The sequence below is a fragment of the Cupriavidus pampae genome, from assembly GCF_914271485.1.
Taxonomy (GTDB): domain Bacteria; phylum Pseudomonadota; class Gammaproteobacteria; order Burkholderiales; family Burkholderiaceae; genus Cupriavidus; species Cupriavidus pampae.
In genome coordinates this window covers 206,510-227,614 of record NZ_CAJZAG010000005.1, presented here as the reverse complement: position 1 = coordinate 227,614, position 21,105 = coordinate 206,510, and the positions used below count along the sequence as shown (strand labels likewise).

Below are 21,105 nucleotides of genomic sequence, written 5' to 3'. Positions count from 1 at the left end.
TGTCCTTCCTGCTACGCCCCTCTACCTGCTCTCCCTGATCGTCGGGCTTGCCGCGTCGCTACTGTTTATCGCGCAGGCGCAAGCGGCACCGCTGATCATCGGCGTCACCCCCGGCTCGCTCGCCGACTCCGTCGAAGCGGCCGCCACCGAGGCCCGCAAGCAGGGCCTCGACGTCAAGGTCATCGAGTTCACCGACTGGACCACGCCGAACGTCGCGCTGGCCTCGGGCGACCTGGACCTCAATTACTTCCAGCATCAGGCCTTCCTCGATAACGCGATCAAGGAGCGCGGCTACAAGTTCCGCGCCGTTGCACTTGGCGTGCTGCCGAACATCGGCCTGTACTCGACGCGCATCAAGCGCTTCGATGACCTCAAGGAAGGCGCGCGCGTGGGGGTGGCCAACGACCCAGTCAACCAGGGCCGGGGCCTGCTGCTGTTGCAGAAGGCCGGGCTGATCAGGCTGCGCGATGGTGTGGGCGCCAAGGGCAGCGTCAACGATATCGTCGCCAATCCCAGGAAGCTCAAGTTCGCCGAGATCGAAGGGCCGCAGCTCGTGCGCGCGCTTGACGACGTGGATCTTGCGCAGGGCTATCCCGCGCACTTCGTCAACGCCGGCAAACCGCAGGTCGCCGGGGCAGGGCTGCTGTACTCGGGCATCGACGACGAATACTTTGCGATTCGCTTCGTCACGCGCGAGAACAACGCCACCGATCCGCGTGTGGCGCGCTTTATCCGCATCTATCAGGAGTCGCCCGCGGTCCGCAAGCAGCTCGCCACCTCGTTCGCCAACAACGACAAGCTCTACAGCCTGCCGTGGCTCAAGCAGTGATGCGGCATTGACCGAGGAGATCGCATGGCACTGACCAGTTCGTTGTTCTTCAGGCAGGCTGATGGCGGCGCAGGTGTCACGGGTGTCGATGCGGCCGAAAGCGCGGCACGCACCGCGGCCACCACCACCACCACCACGCGCCACGCCGGCACCATTCGCTTCGCGCACGTCAACAAGACCTATCGCGCGGCGAGCGGCCCGGTGGACGCGTTGCGCGATATCGATCTCGAGATTCCCACCGGCGGCATCTTCGGCATCATCGGCCGCAGTGGCGCGGGCAAGTCGAGCCTGCTGCGTACGATCAACGGTCTGGAGACGCCCAGCAGCGGCCATGTGCTCGTGGATGGTGTAGACGTTGCGACGCTCGACGCGCGCGCACTGGTCGCGCTGCGTCGTCGCATCGGCATGATCTTCCAGCACTTCAACCTGCTGGCCGCCAAGACCGTGCGAGACAACGTGGCACTGCCATTGCGCGTGGCAGGCGTGCCCCGCGAGCGGGTGACCGCGCGCGTGAATCATTTGCTGGCGCTGGTTGGCCTCGAAGGCAAGGCCGATGCGTATCCCGGCCAGCTTTCCGGTGGGCAGAAGCAGCGTGTCGGCATCGCGCGCGCGCTCGTGCATCGGCCGGATATCCTGCTGTGCGATGAGGCTACGTCGGCGCTCGATCCCGAAACCACGCAGTCGATCCTCGCCTTGCTGCGCGACATCAACGTGCAGCTCGGCATTACGATCGTGCTGATCACGCACGAGATGCGCGTCATCCGCGAGATCTGCGACACAGTGCTTGTACTGGAACGCGGCGAGGTGGCCGAGGCCGGGCCGGTGTGGCGGGTGTTCGGCAATCCCAGGCACGATGCCACGCGGGCTTTGCTGGCACCGCTGCATGCGCGGCTGCCCGCTGACCTTGCGCAGCGTTTGCGCGCTCGCCCGAATCGAGCCGAGGCGTCGCCGGGCGGCTGGCATCGTGTGCTCGAGGTGCGCTATACGGGCGGTGGCGATGCACCCGATCTGTCGCGCATCGCGGCCACGCTAGGCGAGGGCGTCCGGCTGCTGCATGGCAACCTCGACCGCATCCAGGGTCATGCGCAGGGCACGCTGCTGCTGTCGGTGCCCGACCGCGCCGGCATCGACCCCGTCGATGCCATCTCCGATCTTGCCCATCACGTGAGTCTGCTTGGCTATGTTCCCGAACCTTTCGATTTCCAGTCTGCTGTCGCCCATTCTCGTTGAGCGGCTCTGGACCGGCCTGTTCGACACGCTGACGATGGTCGGCGCCTCGGCCGCGATCGCGGCGCTGGCGGGATTGCCGCTGGCCTTGCTACTGGTGATTACCGCCCCCGATGGCATGCGCCCCGCACCGCGCGTCCATCGCGTGCTCGGGGCATTGATCAACGGGTTTCGCGCCACGCCCTTTATCGTGCTGCTGGTGGCGCTGCTGCCGTTCACGCGCCTCGTGGTCGGCGTGACGATCGGTGTGTGGGCCGCGGTAGTGCCGCTCGCGATCAGCGCCACACCGTTCTTCGCGCGCATCGCCGAAGTGAGCCTGCGCGAGGTAGACCGCGGCCTGGTCGAAGCCGCCCAGGCGATGGGCTGCGAGCGTCGCCATATCGTATGGCACGTACTGCTGCCGGAAGCACTGCCGGGCATCATCGGCGGCTTCACCATCACGGTGGTCTCACTGATCGGCGCCTCCGCCATCGCTGGCGCGGTAGGTGCCGGCGGCCTCGGCGATCTGGCCATCCGCTACGGCTACCAGCGTTTCGACACCACGGTGATGGTGATTGTCATCGCCATCCTGATCGCACTGGTCACCAGCGTCCAATGGATTGGTGACCGCGCCGTACGGAAGTTAAAGACGCGGCAGGCAACCTAGGTCGCCAGCACCACAAACAGGAACCACAGCACCACCGGCGCGATCAACGTCACCCCTGCGCCATACAGCATCAAGCTGCGGAAGAACGCCTGCCGATCCACCCCTTGCGCATTGGCCAGCACCAGCGCGCCATTGGTGGAGAACGGGCTCACGTCCACGATCGTCGAGGACACCGCCATCGCCGCGATAAAGCCAATGGCGCTGACGTCGCCACCCTGCAGGAACGGTACCGCGAGCGGAATCAACGAACCGAGCACCGCCGTCGACGAAGCAAACGCGGAAACTACCGCACCGATCAGACACAACAGCAGCGCGGCAATCAGCGGCGAGGTCAGCCCGGCCACGCTGTGACCGACAAAAGCAATTGTCCCCATCTTGTCGAGCACGCCCACAAACGTGCTCACGCCGACGATCAGCATGATCTCGGGCCAGGAAATCTGGTTGAGCGCGTCTTTCTGCAGATTCGGCGCCGTCAACGTCAGCAGCAGGGCAATCGTCAGCGCAACAAAGCCGATATCGAGCTTGAAATACAGCGTGAGCACGCCCAGCGCAATCAGCCCGGCCACCGTCAGGTACTGACAGAACGTACCCGGCGCATCCTCCCCGGCTTTCTTGCTGGCATCGTAGCCATCGTCCTCGAGCGGCGCGACCATCGTCGCACCCGCCATCGCCCGCGCGCTGAACGACTCGTGCATGGCAAAGCCCCCGGCCATCGCGGCCACTGGCTGCGCCGCACGCTGCGGCTTGCGCATGAGTTTCAGCCCGCCCAGCAGACAGAACAATCCTGCCGCCACCATTAGGTTGAAGCCAAGGCTGGCAAGCGCGGTGGCCATTTCGTTGAGCGGCAATCCTGCCTTGTGCACGATCTTGTTGGTAATGCCGCCATAGATACTCATCGGCGAGAAACCACCACCCTGTGCGCCGTGGACCACCATCAGCCCCATCAGCAGCGGGTTGATGCCATGCCGCGCGGCAAAGCCCAACGCAATCGGTGCGATGATGGCCACCGCCGCGGGACTTACCGCGCCGACCGAAGTCAGCAACGCGGCAATGCCGAACATGATCCACGGAATCGCCGCGATCCGTCCCCCCACCGCACGCACGGCCAGCCGCACGAGCCAGTCGATGGTGCCGTTCTTCTGCGCCACCGCAAACAGATAAGTGATCCCGGCAAGCGTCAGGAACAGGTCTGCCGGAAAGCCCAGGAAAATGGCCTTGGCCGGCATGTCCGCGACAAACGTGCCAACCAGAAACGCCCCGACAAACGCGAGAACTCCCATGTTGATGGGCAGGGCCGTAGCCACCACGAACATCAACACGAGTACGGCAATGGATAGTAAATGTGGTGTGGGCACGTCTGTCTCCGTCGTTTTGTCATAGTTCTGGTATGGAGACGACGATAGAAGACGCGCGGAAGCCGCGTCAATTAAGCTCGGGCGCGAATCCTTACGCACGCAGGAAAGAACGGTCGTGCGGAAAGGTGTCTGGCAGTGTGGCTAGCGACTCTTCGGAACGAGCGGCGGACCCAGCGACCAGTAACGTTCCGGGCCGCCAAGATCAGACAACTGTTCGGCATTGAACAGCGGCAGCTGACTCTCGTACGCCTCGATGGCTCGCATCTTCTGCGTCTGAAACGGCGCAATCGGCAGATGCACGGGCGCCGCCAGCAGCCCTTCCTGCCACCAGGCCATCAGGCGATTCTGAATCATGCCCGGCATGCGCCGATAGATAGCGTCCTCATAGAACAGCCATTGCTGCGTGGGCGGCGCAGGCACCGCTTGCGGCGTCGCGACGTCGCTCGCATGCGGCGTGGGCGTGGCGGCATGCGCCGCGGTAGCCCGTGCCGAGGTCCGGGGGGCCGGCACCTCCGCATGCGCGGCTTCGCGCACCAGCATGCAGGCCGCGTTCACCAACACATGGTCCGAGTGGAACAGGCCCAGCGGCGCGACGATGGTGGCATGTGGCTGCATGGCTAGCAGACGGGCGAGGCGCACGGCAAGATCCACGGGGTTGTAGCGCTTGCCGTACTGGCCATCGAGAAAATCGAGCCACACCGGCTCCGCGCCAAGCATCGACAGCGCGCGCGCATCTTCGCGACGCCGCGCGTGAACCGATTCGTATCCGGTGCTGAAGCCCGCCGCGCGATCCCAGTCGGGCGCATCGATGCCTTCGGGCGGCACGCCGCCGAATACGGTGACGACGATAGGGTTGCGGCTGGCGGCAATCAGGCTGCCGCAACTGAAGACCGCATCGTCGAGATGTGGGGAAATGACCGTCAGCAGTTCAGGTACTTGCATATCCATTCGGGTAGCCGGTAAAGGGATGCCGCATCGAAATACTGCAATCCCCATGCCAACGCGACCCACGCCCCATGACCCTTGAATGACTCAGTCGACGGGCAGGCGATGCAAATCTACCGTGCGACCGCTGCAAGTTTTACTGACGGATATCAACCAAGCGCGGCCAACACCTCCGCCGACTGCCGCACCAGCCCAATACGCGGAAACACAAAGCGCACGGCCGCGTCGTGATGCTCGACCGCCGCACAGCTCATCGCGTCCTCGGCCAGCACGAGCGTATAGCCATGTTCATACGCCGCGCGCGCGGTCGATTCCACGCCGATATTGGTGGAGATACCACCCAGCACAACGGTGTCGATGCCGCGACGGCGCAGCTGCAGATCCAGCTCGGTGCCATGAAAAGCGTTCCATTGGCGCTTGACGATCAGGATGTCCCGCTCGGCAGCCTCGAGCGCTTCCGGAAACTCCCACCAGTCGGCCGGCAGTCCTCCGGGCGGGCGGGGCGCGGGCTGATCCACCGGCTGCTTGAGCGTATCGCCATAGTCGGCGCTCCAGCCCACCCGTACCAGCACGACGGGCGCTCCCACTTCCCGAAAGCGCCGCGCGAGCGTCGCCGCGGTGGCCAGCGCTTCGGTGCCCGGACGCGGCGCCTTGCCGAACCCGAGAATGCCTTGCTGCAGGTCGATCAGCACCAGCGCCGTGGATTGAGGGGAAAGCTTCTGCAACATGGAAAGGCCTCCATCGCGTGCGAGCACGCATGTTGTTGCGGATGTCAGAGCCCCTCAGGCGTCCGCATCCGCGGTCAGGACGGCATTCGCGCGCGCATCGCCAGCCTTGCCACCGCCGCCGCCATTGCCACCATGTTCATCGCGCAGACGGCTCAAACTGATCGCCGCACCGATCGCGGCTACGGCCGCCGCCACGAACAGCGCGGTGCGCGCGGCACTCGTCCGATCGATGCTGAACAGCAGCGCGACAAATGCAGTGCCCGTGGTCTGCCCCAGCAGCCGCGTGGTCGCCTGCGCACCGCTCGCGCCGCCGCTGCGTTCGCGAGGTGTGGCGGAGATCATCGCGCGATTATTCGGTGACTGGAACAATCCGAACCCAAGCCCGCACAGCCCGGTGCGCCAGGCGATGTCGAGATTGCCGGCATCGTGCGATATCAAGCCAAGACTCAGCAGACCGCCCATCATCAGCAACAAACCGAGACCCGCCAGCACGCTCGCGGAGTAGCGATCGGACAAGCGGCCTGACACCGCGGCCATTACCGCGACCATCAGCGGCCACGGCGTAATCAGCAAGCCGGTTTCCTGCAAACCGCGTCCAAGCTGGTACTCGAAGTAGAACGGCAGCGACACGAACGCGAGCATCTGCGTCATAAACGAGCAGAACGAGGTGCCCACTGCCAGCGTGAACGCGCGGCTCGCGAAAAGATCGACCGGCACCAGCGGCGCGAGCTTGCCGTGCTGACGTCGCACCAGCACCCAACCGAGCACGATCGCGAGCACGAGGCCGCCCGCGCCCGCGATACGCAACGAGGGGTGTCCGAGGTGATCCACGCCAAGAATGAAGCAGGCGAAGACGATGGCCGACAGCACCGCGCTGGGATAGTCGAAGTCGCGCGGCTGAGCAGGGGTGACCGGCAACGCCTGCTTGCTGAGCGTAAGCGCGAAGATAGCCACGGGCACGTTGATCGCAAACAGCCACGGCCAGTTGCCGAACGACAGAATCAGCGCGCCGAGCGAAGGGCCCATCGCAATGGTCGCCCCGACCACCAGCGCATTGAGGCCGATGCCGCGGCCGAGCTTGGTTGGCGGGTAGATAAAGCGGATCAGCGCGGTATTGACGCTCATGATGCCCGCGCCGCCAATACCCTGCAGCACGCGCGCCGCGACCAGCATCGGCAGATTGACGGAGACCGCGCACAGCAACGAACCGACCAGGAACGTCGCAAGGCCGGCCCGATAGACGCGCTTGTACCCGAGGATGTCACCTAGCGATGACAGCGGCAGCAGACAGACCGTCACGGTCAGCTGATAGGCGTTGACGACCCAGATCGTGCTCGCGGGATCCGCATTGAGCTCGCGCGAGATCGATGGCAACGCGATGTTGGCGATCGAGCCATCGAGCACGGCCATGATCAGGCCACAAAAAACGGTAATGACGGCCCAGGTGCGCTGGGGTTTGGGAAGGCCTTGATACGGCTGCATGGGGCGAGGCGAAAAGCGGACCAATGGCGGAGAACCTATGCCGCGCATCCGCACCGCGTTGTCAGGTGCGATCGAGGCACGCGTGACAGGGCGGACGAGTGACGGCCGCGACATTATCGTCCTGCAGCCACAACTCCGCAAATCCGATCGCGCCTGCCGACGCGCCGACAATCGCACTGACAGTCGCACGGACAATCGGCCCGATCTCGAATGTCTCTATATGTCTGCCCGGCCCGCCGCGCCTGGCGTCGCAGCCTCAGCCGAGTTGGGGGCGGAGGTTGAACCGACTGTCCCTGCCAGCCTATAAGCGCGAACCGCGGCATGCAGCGCCTCGGCCCGCTTGCCGATCTCGGGGGTCCAGTCGTTGGTTTCGCGGCATTGGCGCTCCAGCTCCCGACACATCGAGACAATCGCGCGTTGTTCCACAATGTGGAAGGCACCCGCTGCGCGGTGGGCCCAATGGAACAACGCCTCGGTATCGCGTCGCCCGAGTATCGCCACGAGGTGGGGCAGGTCGACGTCGAGTTGCGTGCGCAGAATCACGTCGTAATAGGCGACGGGCTTGGGCGACATGACGGGCGCCGACGCTGGTGTCGGCACTGGCGCCTCCATCGGCGCAGTCGGCGCAGTCGGTGCGAAGCGGCGCAAGGTCGCCTCGATGTCGGCGAGCGACGCCGGCTTGGCGATGTGGCCGGCAAAGCCGCGTTGTTGCCAGTCATGCAACACACCCGCGGCGGATTCCGGTTCCTCCGCGTCCTCCGCCTGTGTGAGCGCGCTAAACGCGAGCACGGGCAGTTCGGGGTGCGTGGCGCGCACGACGGACAATAACGCGTGGCCGTTCATGACCGGCATATGAATGTCGGTCAGCAAAACGTCGAACTCGGAATGCTCCAGCGCTTCCACGGCCTGACGCCCGTCGCCCACGACGATCGGGCGATGGCCCAGTACCGCCAGTTGTTCCGCGATCAGCGTCTGATTCAGTGGATTATCTTCGGCGACGAGGACGCGCAGCGATGGCATCGCTCGTCGATTGACCATTGCGGCGTTCGGCGGTTCAGGTGCGATTGTTTCAGCCGGTGCAGTTTCAGTCGGCATCTCACTCGACGAGGCCTCGGCCGGCGCCGTGATGGCCATCTCCATCGCTGCGAGCACGCTGCGATGATGAAATCCCCCAACCTCGAAGATGCCCGGGGCACACCGCGCGGATTGTGGGGGACCGTCCCGCGTGATCCACACGGCGTTGATCGGGCCATGCGCCGGCGGCACACGGGAACGCACCGCGATCGCAAACGGCAAGTCGTAGTCGCCAGTGACAACGAGGATCTGCGGTCGATTGACCTCAAGAAAGCGCTCGGCCGCGGCCAGCGACCGGACCGAATGCGTGCGCCAGCCGCGCGACTGCATCGCTGCCTCGATGGAGGCGCCGGTCTCGCTATCCTGGCAAACGATCAGGGCACTCACGCCGCGGACCGGTGGCCGTGCCTTGGGCAATGCTTCGTCCTCGCGCAGCCCGACCGGCACGTGGACGGAGAACGCGCTGCCTACCCCCTCGACACTCTCGACGGTGATGTGCCCGCCCATCAGTTCACACAAGCGCGCGCAGATCGAGAGGCCTAGCCCGGTTCCGCCATAACGGCTCGAGTTGTTGGCTTCCGCCTGTACGAACGGATGAAAGATACGCGCGACCAGCGTGGGTGGCATGCCGATACCCGAGTCCTTGACCTGGCACACCAGCATGGTCCGCGCCCGGGCATCGGTATCCAGGCGCGCGCTGAGGGTGATCTTGCCGCTCGACGTGAATTTGAACGCATTGCTGAGCAGGTTGTTGACGATCTGCAGGATGCGCGCGCGATCGCCAATGATCGTGGTATCGAGCATTGGCGCGAACAAGGGATAGAACCGCACCGGCCGCTCGGCGAGCAAGGGGCAATAGGACAACGCCAGACTCTCCAGGTCGTCGAGCGGATGAAACGGCTCCATCACGAGCTTCATCTCGCCCGCATCGATCTTCGAGAAGTCCAGAATGTCGTTGACGATGCGCCGTAGTCCGCTCGCGGCCACATCGAGCGAACGCAGGCGGGGTGCGTGCGCCTCCAGACCCGGCGCGCGCGCGAGCAGTTCCAGGTTGCCGAGCAGGGCATTGAGCGGAGTACGAATCTCGTGGCTCATCGCCGCAAAGAAGTTCGAGCGCGCGCGCATCATGGTTTCGGACGTCCGTTGCGCCGCGCGGAGGCGTTCTTCGAGTTGCTGTTGCGCGGTGACATCCTGGATCGCGCAGAACAGTACATCTTCGCCGCGATAGCGCACGGGGGCATAGGTAATCTGCAGAAAGCGCCGCTCCTCGCCATCTGCCGTCACGCCTGTCGCGCTGGCACCCACCGTCGACGGCGCCGGCTCGGGCTGGGCCGGCACGATGAACTGCGCCGTCGCGGCGAGGCGCCCGGCCTGAACGTTCAGCGGCCCGGGCGGGAATGCCGCCACGATATGTCGCGGCAGCCGCGGCGGATCCCCCGGGTACAGCAGCGTATCGGCAAGCTGATTCGACCTGACCACCGCGTAATCGTGAAGCCTGACGATGCAGAGGCCGATCGGCGTCGTGCTGACCAGCACGTGGTTGATGGTCTCGCTCTCGAGCGCGCGCGTGGCCTCCGCATGACTGCGCCGCAGCAGATGAATGTCCCAGTAGCGTGCCGTCACGACCATGGCCGCGATCAGCAGCAGCGCAAGTGCGCCGATAACGGACAGATCGCTGGTCAGCGATGCGATCAGCGCGCCGGTCGGCACGAAGTATACGAACGAACCGAACCCCGCCCTCAACGGCTGCACGAGCAGCGCGCCGGCGCGCGTGATCTCGAACTTCTCGCGTGGGAGCGTGCGCGCACGCGCCAGAATGCGATCGATGTCCTGCTGCGACGTTGGTGGCGAGACATCGATCAGTTGCTCGCTGCTGTTGAGGAGCAGCAGCAGGGCGCGATCGTCGGTGACACCAGCGCGACCAATGCGACGGAGGCGCGCGAGGATGTCTTCCACCGGAATCACCGCCGCGATCAGCGTGGTCGCGACATTGTCCGAATAGGTGGCCGACACCACGGTCATCACCGGCGTGCCCAGCACGGGATCGATGCTCGGTCCCAGCCAGATCTGCTCGTTGCGGCGTGGCACCGGCTGGCCGATGCGATCCCGCAGCGCGAGCCCGAGCCGGTCGCGAACCACGGTCGCAAGGTTGGCGTCAAGCGGTGCAGAATGTCCATGGCTTGGATGATCGCGCGCGATAACGATCGCGTACTCCGCGTGCACATCGACGATATAGGCGCGATGATCGAGCTCGAAGGCCTGCTGCGTGGTAATGGCCGCGGTCGCGATCTGCTGCAGTTGAGCCAGCCGCTCGGGCAATGCGGTGCCCCACGCCGCGCGCGTGGCGGGAGGGACGACCACGGCGTAGCCGGGATCCAGCGCCTCGCCGATGCCGGTCTGTTGCACCTGTTTCACCAGCGCGGGGTCGGCGGGCTGCCGCGCCGGGTTCTCGCGGTTGAAGCGCACCGTCAGGTCGGTGCGACGCAGGAACGATACCTCTCCCTGCAGCATCAGCGAGATCGCGGCGACATGCTGACCAACCATGCTGCGCCGGTCGTCGAGGTGCCGCGCACCAGCTAGCCCCGCAAGCAATATCGCCGACACCAGCACGATCGCGATCAGCAGGCCGACGGTCGCGTAATACAGATTGCGCTGGCGGCGCGCATTGCGCGCCAACGCCTCGAACGCATGCGCGAGGGCCTCTTCAGTGCGGTCGAGAATCTGCTGCATGGCGTGGTCAGATCAGTCCGCGTTGTCAGATGAGCCCATTCTCATAGGCATATCGGATCAGGTCCGTGTTGGTCTGGACGCTGAGCTTGCGCATTGCCACGGTCTTCTGGCTCGAGATCGTGCTGACCGATCGCCCGAGCTTGCTGGCAATTTCGTTGAGCTGGAATCCCTGGGCGTAGAGCCTCACCACCTCGAGTTCGCGCAATGTCAGATCCGTCGCCGGCGCCGTCATCGCCGCGGCGCTATCCAGCACGGCGCGGATCGAAGGCGAATAGAAGTGCCCGTTGCTCACGGTCACGTGGACGCAGGCGCGCACGATTTCATCGAGTTCGTCCTCCTTGCTGACGAAGGCGCGGGCGCCGAGCTTCATGGCGCGGGTGACCACCCCTGGATTGATCTGCGCGCTGACCACGACGATGCGGGTCTCGGGATATCGTCGGGCCAGCCGGCGCAGCAGATTGAAGCCATCCAGCGAGGTATCGCCGTGGCCCATGCTGAAATCGGTCACGGCCACATCGACGGGATTCTGGGACAGCGCGGCAATCAGTTCACTGCCGTTCGTGCATTCGCACGTAACCTGAAATCCAGGGGTTCGGTGCAGGCAGTCGCGCAGTGCAACCACTACGAGGGGGTGATCGTCGGCCAGGGCAACACGGAGGGTTTTCGCCGGCATCCTGCAATTCCTTTCCGCTGACACGCAGCGTGCTCGTGGCAATCGCTCGTTAGAGTTTAATGCGTCTAAGAAAATAAGGAATAAAAGTAATCTAACGATTTCCCGATTTTTCCGTATCGAAGGTGCTTGCTGGCGGTGACTGCATGGTCAGTCTGAGTGGCATGAGAGGTCGAACCCGAGGTCCATTGAGGGTGAAACAACGGAGACTGTGATGCGGCGGAGACAATGCGTTGAAGTCAGTCATTGTGTTTGTGATAATAGAATTGCGAAATAGTAATTCTACGAATTTGCTCTTGTTTGTAGCGTGGAGAAGAATTAAATTTGGCTAAGTGACGATTTAAGTTTGACTGTTTCCTCGGCAAACTCTGAGGCAGTGAGCAGACGGGCCCGCACTCGGCCCGCCTGTTCGATCACTCCCTCGCGATGAAAGCGTTTAACGATTGTCACGACTGTCACGATTGTCACGTTCAGCCAAACTCTTCCGATGCCGTCCGTCAGACGGCCTCCAGCCGCTCCACCTGCTGCGCCAGCGCGCGCGACAAGCCGCCGTACTGCGGCAGCAGTCGTGTCACGCGCTCTATAAAGTGCGTGACGCGCTGCGATTGAGCTGGCGCGCCGGCGCCGACCAGCGCGGCGGCAGGGTGCTGCATGACCGGATGCGAAGCCAGCCACGGTGGAATGACCTTGGCGCCGCGCAGACGCATCAGCATCAACAACTCCACGGGAATTGCCTGCTCGACCGGATGATCGAAGTCATAGAGCTTCGCCACCGAGTCATGCCGGCATTGCCGTACGCGCCGTTCCGCCAGTTGCAGCACAGCGGCGGTGAACGTGCTGTCGTCATGTCGCCATCGTTCGCGCGTCTGGGCCAGTGCGGCGTCGGCCTTCTGGAAGGTGGTCGGCGGCACAGGCACGCCGAGCGCCTCGCCCGCAATGTTCACGATCATGCCCGCCATGCCGCTGATCGGGTGCGTACCGGCCAGTTCACCGTCCGCCTCGAACCATGACTCCAGCGCGAATGCCGCCAGCTCGCGCCAATCGAGCGCCAGCAGCATGGCGATCTGCAGGGCCATGTCGCGCTCGTACACCTGACGCCGGATGGGCCCGCTCCACTGCTCCTTGTGCAAGGCCAGCGCATGGATGCCGGCGAGCCCCTCGACCACGCCGAGTTGCAGAGACAGCCAGTTTGTCGACGGCAGCGTTTCCCCGCCGTTGAGGTCGATGGCGCGCCATTGACGCAGGCGCCCAAGCCAATAGATGGCACGCGCCGCACGCGGTAACGGCACCGCGTGCGGCGTGGAGAGAAAGGTCCCGAGGGTCTCCCGGTACATGGTGTTCAGTGCCGCAGCCTCGGCCTGCGCGGTGTGGAGAACGGTTTGCCGAGCTAGTTCTGCCTCCATTCCTGTGGTGATCTTCCCTGGCATTTGAGATCTCGTGGTTGTGTGAAAGCCGACACTAAGGCGAGATGTAATCAGGGTCCATCGGAGTTTATCTAAAAGAAACAAATTAAAACGGTCTCTCCTAGTATTCGATTGGGAGGTATTGCGTGCATTGAATCGAGAAGTTTAAAGAAATTACGATTTAAGAAAATGATGAAGTTAGCCAAACTCACGGAGTTTTGAATAAATTGCGACGCAAACCAACGCGCGTGGCGCGTATTAAGGAATGAAGTCATGAATAATGCTATTTTTAGGCGCCGCGCGACCGTCGCGGGCCTGGCACTCCTAGCGGGCGTCTCCACGGCCGCGCTGGCCACCGGCATGGTGCCCGAAACGTCTGTCGTCCTGCTTCAGGAGGCGGACGGCGAGACGGCCATGAATGTCAAGAACAGCGACGCAACACCGCAGTTGCTGTACTCGTCGATCAATCACATCGAGGAAGATCCGGAGGATCTGGTGGTGGTCACGCCGCCGGTGGCGCGCGTGGAAGCCAACGAGACGCAGGTTGTGCGCTTCCTGTTGCGCAGCAAGACGCCGCTCAAGACGGAACGACTCGCGCGCGCGATCTTCGAAGGGATTCCGCCCAAGGAGAACAAGCCCGGCGAAGCGCGCGTGACCATGACCGTGCGTCAGGATCTGCCGCTCGTGATTCATCCGAAGGGTCTGCCGATGGAACGCGAGCCGTGGAAGCTGCTCAAGGTTTCGGTGGCCGGAGATCAACTGGTTGTCGCGAACGACAGCCCGTACGTCGTCCGGCTTGCGCAGAACGTGCAGTTCCAGCCCGGCGGCCAGTCCGTCGAGTTGCCGCGCCCCTACGTGTTGCCGAAGACGACCGTCAAGGTCGACCTCAAGGATGTGCCCAAGGGCGCGCCGGCCGCCGCCGCCAGCCTGAGGCTGTTCCCCGCCACGCTCTACGGCTTTGCAGTGGAAAGCTATGACGTACCGCTGACTGCGGCGGCGCAGGCCGCCAAATAGTTGCATCGGAGTCAGCAATGCATTACCCCTCGAGATCGGCGCGTTCCGCCGTTTCCGGCCCGGCGCATTCCGCGATCGCGATCGCCACGCTGACGGCCCTGTCCTTCGGCGGCTGCCAGTCCGCCCAGGCCGGGCAAGCCGGCCCATCCCCATCCGTTCCACCCGCCGCTCAGCCATCGGGGCCGGCGACAACGCCGGCGATCGAGGCTGCCCCTGCCTCGTCTGGCGGCGAGACGCAGTTCGACCTCGAGATGATGAAGTCCCGCGGCATCGATCCGAAGGTTGCGGAGTACTTCATGCAACAGGCGCGCTTCATGCCGGGTATGACCACGGTGACGTTGAGCGTCAACGGCAAGCGCAAGGGCGCCGCCATGGCGCGCTTCGATGAGCGCGGCCAGCTCTGCTTCGAGCGGCGATTTCTGACGCGCGCGGGGTTGCGGATGCCTGACGACGCGCAGGGTCCCACCACGCGCGCGGCACGTGCCGACACCGCGGACGCGACTCAAGGTGCCAATGCTCAGGGGCAGTGCCTTGGGTTTCGGGAAGCCTATCCGCATACCGTGGTCACGCTGAAGCCGAATGCCTCGCTGGTGGAGCTGCTGGTCCCGACCGATGCGCTGGTTGCGGACGCGGTGGAGCAGACCGACTACACCAGCGGTGGCACAGCGGCGCTGCTCAACTATGACCTGCTTGCGGTAGGCAGCTCGTTTGCTGGCGGCAGTTCGAAGTACTACTCGGCCGCCACCGAATTCGGCTTCAACATGGGCGACTGGATTGTGCGTAACCGCAACATGTACAGCAACGACGGCACCACGTCGACGTTCTCGCATCTGTACGCGTATGCCCAGCGCACCTTCGTCGAACAGCAGGCCGTGTTCCAGGGCGGCGAGATCAACGTCGCCAATTCCATCTTCCCGGGCCCCGCCATCTATGGCGCGCAATGGATGCCGGAAATGGCGCTGCGGCGGCCCGCGAACCCCGGTACCGCGGTCGAGGGTATTGCACAGACCCAGGCGCGCGTGGAAGTGCGCCAGGCCGGCGCGGTGATCTACACCACGGTCGTGCCGCCGGGGCCGTTCACACTGACCAACATTCCGCTGCTCAATGGCAGCAACGACCTTGAAGTCACGGTAATCGAGGCGACCGGCTCGTCGCGGCGATTCGTGGTGCCGGCTGCGCAACTCGGCGCGGGCACGCTGGGCATTACGCCCGGCTATTCGCTCGCCGTCGGCAAGCTGCGTCAGCTTGGCAACGATCCGCAGGCGAAACCGTGGATAGCCACCGGCACCGGCACGTGGCAGCTCGGCAAGAGCGCTGGCCTGACCGGTGGCCTGATGGTCGGCACCCAGTACCAGAGCGCGGGTGCGGGCGTGGATGCGCTACTGTTTGGCGACAAGGTAGGCCGCACCAACGGCAGTCTGCGCGCCATTGTCTCCAATGCCACACGCGAATCCAATCGCGGGGCGCAGTTCATGGGGTCGGTGTCGACGCAGGTGAGTACGTCGTTCTCGATCAACGCCACTGCGACGCAGCAGACGCCGGGCTTCCGGTCCATCACGGACACCACGCAGGATACGACCAAGGACTGGATCAACAGCCACTATCGCGGCCAGTACACGGCCGGCGTGGCGTGGAGCCACGAGGTGCTCGGTGCGTTCTCGCTGAACTACAGCCGCTCGAGTCTGTTCGTTGGCGACACCTCGCAGCGCGTCACCGGCTCCTGGGGCAAATCGTTCAAGTACGCGAGCGTATCGCTCAGTGTGGAAAAGGCCATCGGCAACAGTACCAGCAGTAACGGCAACTCGGTCTACCTGAGCGTGTCGGTACCGCTCGGCAAGCGCAGCGTGCGCGGCTATGTCAATCGTGTCGATGGCACCACGCGGATCGGGGCCACGTACAACGAGATCGTGAACGACGTGTTCAACTACAGCCTCAACGCCGAGACGCAACCCAACGATGGTGTGGCATCGGGGTCGGCCAATGCGTCGATCACGCCGTACTACACGCGCGCCAATATCGGCGTGGCGCAATACGGAACATCCAGCACGTCCTACAACGGCGAGCTCAGTGGCGGGATTCTCGCGCACAAGCAGGGTGTCACGTTCTCGCCGTACGCGATCAGCGATACGTTTGGCGTGGCGTCGTTGGGCAGCGACCTCGCGGGCGTCAAGATCTCCACGCCGCAGGGGCCGGTGTGGACCGATGCCTGGGGCCGCGCGGTCATCTCGACCGTGCCTGCGTACTCGCAGTCGCGTCTGGAGGTGACCACGAAGTCATTGCCGCGCAATGTCGATATCGGCAACGCGTTCATGCAGATCAATCCGGGACGAGGCTCCGTCAGTTACGTCAACTTCGACGTCGTGAAGGTGCGCCGGCTGCTGCTGCGCACGGTCGATGCTGGCGGCAATCCGCTGCCGCGCAATGCGACCGTTACCGATGCGAACGGGAACTTCGTGACCACGGTGCTCAACGACGGCACGATCTTCCTGTCGAACTCGAGCGTGGGCGCTGGCCTGCGCGCGGTCGATCAGTCCGGCAAAGCCTGCGCGCTGCAATTCACGGTGCCGGTCGCGCAGGACCTCGATGCTTACTTTGACGAGGTGGAGGCGCGTTGCGTGCCAGAGGTCCCGTCATCAGAAGGAGAGCGCAAATGACGCGCGAGAACACTGTACGCGCCAGCATGCGCGTGATGATGATGGCCGCCAGCTTCGGCGCGATGCATGTCGCGATGGCGCAGGCGCCGCGGCCGCACGGCCCGAGCGCGCCCGCCGTGCCGATGGTGGTGGCGCCGCCGGCGGAGCGTTGTCAGCTGATGGTCAGCGAAGCCCGTGTCGACTATGGCACGACGACGCGTTATCGGCTCGAGTCCAACGGCACCGACATGTCGCTGGGCAAGCGACGCATGACGATGAACGTGACCTGCAGCAGTGCATCGACGCTTGGCATCGTGTTTCGCGCGCCATCGCTCGGCACCGACTATATCTTCGGGAATATCGGCGGGAAGAGCGGCAAGGTCACGCTGCAGATGTCCGAGGCGCAGATCGATGGCGTGCCGGCGCAACTCGGCAACGCCATATCCGCGGGAACACTGCCCGCGGCGATCGGCGGCACCGCGCGCTTTACACCGGGACAGGCGATCGTCCCGGTGATCGACGGCCGGCCGGCGCAGGGCACGCGCTTCTCGGCAACCGTGGATATCGATCCGGTTGTGCCGCGCGGCGACAACCAGGTGTCGTCACCCACGCCGCTCGAGTCGAACGGCGCGTTTCAGGTGCTCTGGCGCTGAGGTCAGGAAACCTCCACACAGGCCTCGATTTCCACGCAAGCGCCGAGCGGAATCTGCGCGACGCCGAATGCCGATCGTGCGTGACGGCCGCGTTCGCCAAACACCTCCGCCAGCAACTCCGACGCGCCGTTGGTGACGAGGTGCTGTTCGGTGTAGTCGAGCGTGGAGTTGACCAGGCTCATCACCTTGACGATGCGGGTGACACGGTTGAGGTCGCCCAGGTGAGTGTGCAGCGTGGCGAGCAGGTCGATCGCGACCTGCCGCGCGGCGGTCTTGCCGTCTTCTGTGGTCATGGTCGCGCCGAGCTTGCCGACCCACACGGCGCCGTCGCGCTTGGCGATATGGCCGGACAGGTAGACCACGTTGCCGGTCTGGGCGCTCATCACATAAGCGGCGGCAGGGGCGGCGGCGTTCGGCAGTTCGATGTCGAGCGAGGCCAGCTTGTCATAGACGTTCATCTGTTTCATCCCAAATCGTAACGAGAGCCTCAGCGCGGCTTGCGCTCGCTGCCAAATACATCGAATTCCTTCACGAGGCTGCGTGCGGCCAGCGCGACCAGCGCGCCACCTTTCTCGGGCGTGGCCAGGGCGGGGTTCGAGCCGATACGGCCGTCCGGGAAGCGCGCGCGGAAGTCGAGCGCTTCGCGGATCGGACCATTGGGCGCGATCGGCGGCGAGAAGTCCGCGGTCTTGATCAGGTCCGGGAACGCCCATTGCGTGACGGCAATCTCCGACGGCGTCGCGTGCGAGCCGTGGCCTTCGGGGAATTGCTCGCGCGCGAGATCGCCCACACCTTCCAGGTCCCACCAGTTCACGAGCTTCAACGCAAAGCCGGCGTCGCGTCGGGCGAAGCTCGACTCGGCATAGATCTCGGAGAACGCGGCCTCGATCGAGGCGACGTTGCCGCCATGGCCGTTCAGGAACAGAATTTTCTCGAAGCCGTGCCCAGACAGCGAGCGAATCCAGTCGGTGATGGCGGCGATAAACGTGCTCGGCCGCAGCGAGATCGTGCCCGGAAAGCCCAGGTGGTGCTGGGCCATGCCGATGTTGAAGGTGGGCGCGACCAGAATGTCGGCGCTCTTCTCGGCTTCACGCGCAATGATCTCGGGGCACAGCCAGTCGGTGCCGAGCAGGCCGGTGGGGCCGTGTTGCTCGTTGGAACCGATCGGCACGACGACCGTGCGGCTGCGCTTGAGGTAAGACTCGATTTCGGCCCAGGTGGAGAAAGATAGCAACATGGTGTGTTCCGTTCAGCGTGTGGAGGGAATGGCGGGAATCGCGGGAGTCGTTTGCGACTTCGGGAGTTTATTGGCGAACACGATCAGCGCGGCGATAACCGGCAGGATGGCCATCATCAGCACGCCGAGGTGGAGGTTGCCGGTCGCGGTCTTGGCCCAGCCGATCATTGCGGGGCCCCAGAAGCCGCCGGACAGGCCGATCGTGTTGATCAGCGCAATGCCGCCGGCCGCGGCCGGGCCCTTGATGTATTCGGGCGGCATGGCCCAGAACACGGTGTAGGCCATCCACAGGCCCATGGTCGCGACCGTCAGCAGTGCCAGCGACAGGTAGAGGTGGCCGTCGGTCAGCGTCGAGCAGGCGAGCATCGCGCCGGCACCGAGCGCGGGCAGCGCGCAGTGGAAGCGTCGCTCGCCCAGACGATCCGAGCGACGGCCCATGTAGTACATGCCGAATGCCGCCGCAACGTAGGGGATGGCGGCGTACCAGCCCAGTTGCACGAGGTCGTTGACGCCCTGGGCCTTGATGATGGTCGGCAGCCAGAAGCTGATGGCATAGATCGCGGCGATGATGCAGAAATACGCGAAGGCCAGCACATAGACGCGCGGATCCCTGGCGACGGCGAGGAACGAGTGATTGTGGGCCGCCTGCGAGCCGAGTTCGGATTCGAGCAACACGCGCTCGCGATCGTTGAGCCATTTGGCTTCGCTCGGGCGATTCGGGATCAGTCGCAGCGCGACGATGCCAAGCAGGATGCAGGGCAGGCCTTCCACGAGGAACATCCATTGCCAGCCGGCGAGGTTGCCGGTGCCGGCAAGCGCTGTCATGAGCCACGCCGAGATTGGCGCGCCCACGATGCCGCCGAGCGGCCCTGCGAGGAACACGATCGCGATCGCGCGTGCCATGCGTTGCGGACCGTACCAGCACGACAGGTAATAGATCATGCCGGGGGCGAAGCCCGCTTCGAACACGCCGAGCAGGAAACGCATCGCGTAGAACGTGGGCACGTCGCGCACAAACAGCATGCAGGCTGAAGTGATGCCCCATAGCACGAGGATGCGGCTGAAGGTCTTGCGCGCGCCGATGCGCGGCAGCATCAGATTGCTCGGAATCTCGAACAACACGTAGCCGATAAAGAAGATGCCGGCACCGACGCCATAGGCCGCGTCGGAGAAGCCGAGTTCGCTCTGCATCTGCAGCTTGGCGAAGCCGACGTTGACGCGGTCCAGATACGCGAACAGATAACAGACCAGCAGGAACGGAAGCAGTCGGAAGTTGATCTTCCGGTAGAGCGCCGAAATCTCGTCAGCGACCCCCGTGGTGGGTATTGCCAGCATGCCTGTCTCCTGTGGTTGTGAGTCGATGATGGCAAACGGGAGCGTGACTACCAAGAGCAACTAAGTACACAGTTCGTTCTGATTTGAGCAACGCAACGTGGATTGGGGTATCTTGGCGGGAAATATCGGGGACATCGGGGATCAGGAGCATGGGGATGCGGGAAATCAATCAACAGCGGCTGCGTTATTTCCGCGAAGTGCTGGTGCACGGCACCATCCGCGGGGCGGCCGATGCGCTCAATACGTCGCCTTCGGTGATTACGCGGCAGGTCAAGCTGCTCGAGGACGAGCTCGACGTGACGCTGTTCGAGCGGCTGCCGCGTGGCGTGCGGCCGACCGAGGCGGCGCTGCATCTGCTCGAGTTCTGGCAGGGCTACCGCTCGCACCAGGAGAAGCTGGAGGACGAGTTGCACGCGCTCAAGGGGCTGCAGCAGGGGCGCGTCACGCTGGTGATCAGCGAAGGCTTTGTCGATCCGCTGGTCAATCAGGTGCTGGCGCCGTTCTGCAAGCAGTATCCGAAGCTCGATATCGACATGCAGATCCTGCCCGTCGATGACGTGCTGGCGGAAGTGGCGGAGAGCCGCGCGCATATCGGGCTGGCGTACAACCCGCCGCCGCATCCGCATGTCGTGTATCGGGCCAGTTCGCCGCAACCCGTGGTGCTGCTGGCGCGGCCTGACCATCCGCTGGTGACTCGCGGCGGTAGCGTCGACATTGCGGATCTGATGGACTATCCGCTGGCGCTGATGCCGGCCTCGTTCGGCATCGGCCATGCGGCCAAGATGGTCGAGTTCGCCGAGAACGTGAAGATCCGCGCGACACTCGTGACCAATTCGCTGACCGCGCTCAAGCAGTTTGTGGCGTATGAGAACTTTGTCACGCTGATTGGCGCGTTTGCTGCGTACCGGGAGATTGCGGCGGGCACGCTGGCAACGGTGCCGGTCGCGCATCCACTGTTTCAGGGCGTCAATGCCCGGTTGCTGGTCAAGGAGAGGAGGCCGCTGCCGGCCGCGGCGCTGGAGTTGCTCGCTCATTTGCTGCGCCATATGCCGATGTTTGCGGATGACGCGCCATCGTGATGGAGCGACTGCGCCATGCGCGACAGCGGTGCATCGATGGCGCGATGCACTGCGATGGTGCCTGC

General features: G+C 64.3%; 17 protein-coding genes. 7 read left to right on the top strand and 10 right to left on the bottom strand.

Annotated features, from left to right (window positions below):
• The first annotated feature begins 34 nt into the window (after positions 1-34).
• The 3 genes from LDO41_RS14130 to LDO41_RS14120 are packed head-to-tail and all read left to right on the top strand — an operon-like array spanning position 35 to position 2,702.
• Positions 35-829, top strand: coding sequence for a MetQ/NlpA family ABC transporter substrate-binding protein (locus tag LDO41_RS14130; protein WP_223989616.1), 795 nt, complete (start codon positions 35-37; stop codon positions 827-829).
• A 24-nt stretch (positions 830-853) separates the two neighbouring features.
• Complete coding sequence (locus LDO41_RS14125; protein ID WP_223989133.1) at positions 854-2,059, top strand: methionine ABC transporter ATP-binding protein; 1,206 nt, start codon at positions 854-856, stop codon at positions 2,057-2,059.
• Positions 2,060-2,093: 34 nt separating this feature from the next.
• Positions 2,094-2,702 carry a methionine ABC transporter permease gene (locus tag LDO41_RS14120; RefSeq protein ID WP_223989615.1) on the top strand — a complete coding sequence of 203 codons (609 nt, stop codon included), beginning with the start codon at positions 2,094-2,096 and terminating at the stop codon, positions 2,700-2,702.
• Here the strand turns inward: LDO41_RS14120 and LDO41_RS14115 are convergent.
• The 7 genes from LDO41_RS14115 to LDO41_RS14085 all read right to left on the bottom strand — a co-directional run bounded on the left by LDO41_RS14115 (position 2,699) and on the right by LDO41_RS14085 (position 13,113).
• On the bottom strand, positions 2,699-4,015 hold the full coding sequence (locus LDO41_RS14115) for an SLC13 family permease (RefSeq protein ID WP_253074792.1): 1,317 nt from the start codon (positions 4,013-4,015) through the stop codon (positions 2,699-2,701). The two genes, LDO41_RS14120 and LDO41_RS14115, sit on opposite strands and share 4 nt — an antisense overlap.
• A gap of 183 nt (positions 4,016-4,198) precedes the next feature.
• A complete protein-coding gene (locus LDO41_RS14110) occupies positions 4,199-4,999 on the bottom strand; it encodes a PIG-L deacetylase family protein (RefSeq protein ID WP_223989129.1) in 801 nt (266 codons plus the stop codon).
• Positions 5,000-5,151: 152 nt separating this feature from the next.
• Positions 5,152-5,730: a hydrolase gene (locus LDO41_RS14105; protein ID WP_223989126.1), complete on the bottom strand. Its 579-nt coding sequence runs from the start codon at positions 5,728-5,730 to the stop codon at positions 5,152-5,154.
• Positions 5,731-5,784: 54 nt separating this feature from the next.
• Entirely contained in the window at positions 5,785-7,212 is a 1,428-nt protein-coding gene (locus tag LDO41_RS14100) for an MFS transporter (protein ID WP_223989124.1), read from the bottom strand.
• A 216-nt stretch (positions 7,213-7,428) separates the two neighbouring features.
• Positions 7,429-11,016, bottom strand: a complete 3,588-nt coding sequence (locus LDO41_RS14095; protein WP_223989122.1) for an ATP-binding protein — start codon at positions 11,014-11,016, stop codon at positions 7,429-7,431.
• 25 nt (positions 11,017-11,041) lie between these two features.
• The gene (locus LDO41_RS14090) at positions 11,042-11,689 is read right to left on the bottom strand and encodes a response regulator transcription factor (RefSeq protein WP_223989121.1); all 648 of its coding nucleotides are present in this window, start codon (positions 11,687-11,689) and stop codon (positions 11,042-11,044) included.
• 494 nt (positions 11,690-12,183) lie between these two features.
• On the bottom strand, positions 12,184-13,113 hold the full coding sequence (locus LDO41_RS14085) for a hypothetical protein (protein ID WP_223989119.1): 930 nt from the start codon (positions 13,111-13,113) through the stop codon (positions 12,184-12,186).
• Between the two features lie 249 nt (positions 13,114-13,362).
• Here LDO41_RS14085 and LDO41_RS14080 point away from each other — a divergent pair, with 249 nt between their 5' ends.
• From LDO41_RS14080 to LDO41_RS14070, 3 genes are read left to right on the top strand one after another with little or no spacing between them, the layout of a single operon-like run.
• Entirely contained in the window at positions 13,363-14,103 is a 741-nt protein-coding gene (locus tag LDO41_RS14080; RefSeq protein ID WP_223989117.1) for a fimbria/pilus chaperone family protein, read from the top strand.
• A gap of 17 nt (positions 14,104-14,120) precedes the next feature.
• On the top strand, positions 14,121-16,757 hold the full coding sequence (locus LDO41_RS14075) for a fimbria/pilus outer membrane usher protein (RefSeq protein WP_223989114.1): 2,637 nt from the start codon (positions 14,121-14,123) through the stop codon (positions 16,755-16,757).
• Positions 16,754-17,389: a DUF1120 domain-containing protein gene (locus LDO41_RS14070; protein WP_223989112.1), complete on the top strand. Its 636-nt coding sequence runs from the start codon at positions 16,754-16,756 to the stop codon at positions 17,387-17,389. Before LDO41_RS14075 ends, LDO41_RS14070 begins: the two co-directional genes overlap by 4 nt.
• Before the next feature lie 2 nt (positions 17,390-17,391).
• Here LDO41_RS14070 and LDO41_RS14065 read toward each other — a convergent pair whose 3' ends face one another.
• The 3 genes from LDO41_RS14065 to LDO41_RS14055 are packed head-to-tail and all read right to left on the bottom strand — an operon-like array spanning position 17,392 to position 19,961.
• On the bottom strand, positions 17,392-17,856 hold the full coding sequence (locus tag LDO41_RS14065) for a RidA family protein (RefSeq protein WP_223989109.1): 465 nt from the start codon (positions 17,854-17,856) through the stop codon (positions 17,392-17,394).
• Positions 17,857-17,876: 20 nt separating this feature from the next.
• On the bottom strand, positions 17,877-18,626 hold the full coding sequence (locus LDO41_RS14060) for a creatininase family protein (RefSeq protein WP_223989107.1): 750 nt from the start codon (positions 18,624-18,626) through the stop codon (positions 17,877-17,879).
• 12 nt (positions 18,627-18,638) lie between these two features.
• The gene (locus LDO41_RS14055) at positions 18,639-19,961 is read right to left on the bottom strand and encodes an MFS transporter (RefSeq protein WP_223989105.1); all 1,323 of its coding nucleotides are present in this window, start codon (positions 19,959-19,961) and stop codon (positions 18,639-18,641) included.
• A gap of 155 nt (positions 19,962-20,116) precedes the next feature.
• On the opposite strand from LDO41_RS14055, the gene LDO41_RS14050 reads away from it, so the two are divergent.
• Positions 20,117-21,040: a LysR family transcriptional regulator gene (locus tag LDO41_RS14050; RefSeq protein ID WP_223989103.1), complete on the top strand. Its 924-nt coding sequence runs from the start codon at positions 20,117-20,119 to the stop codon at positions 21,038-21,040.
• Positions 21,041-21,105: the final 65 nt, after the last annotated feature.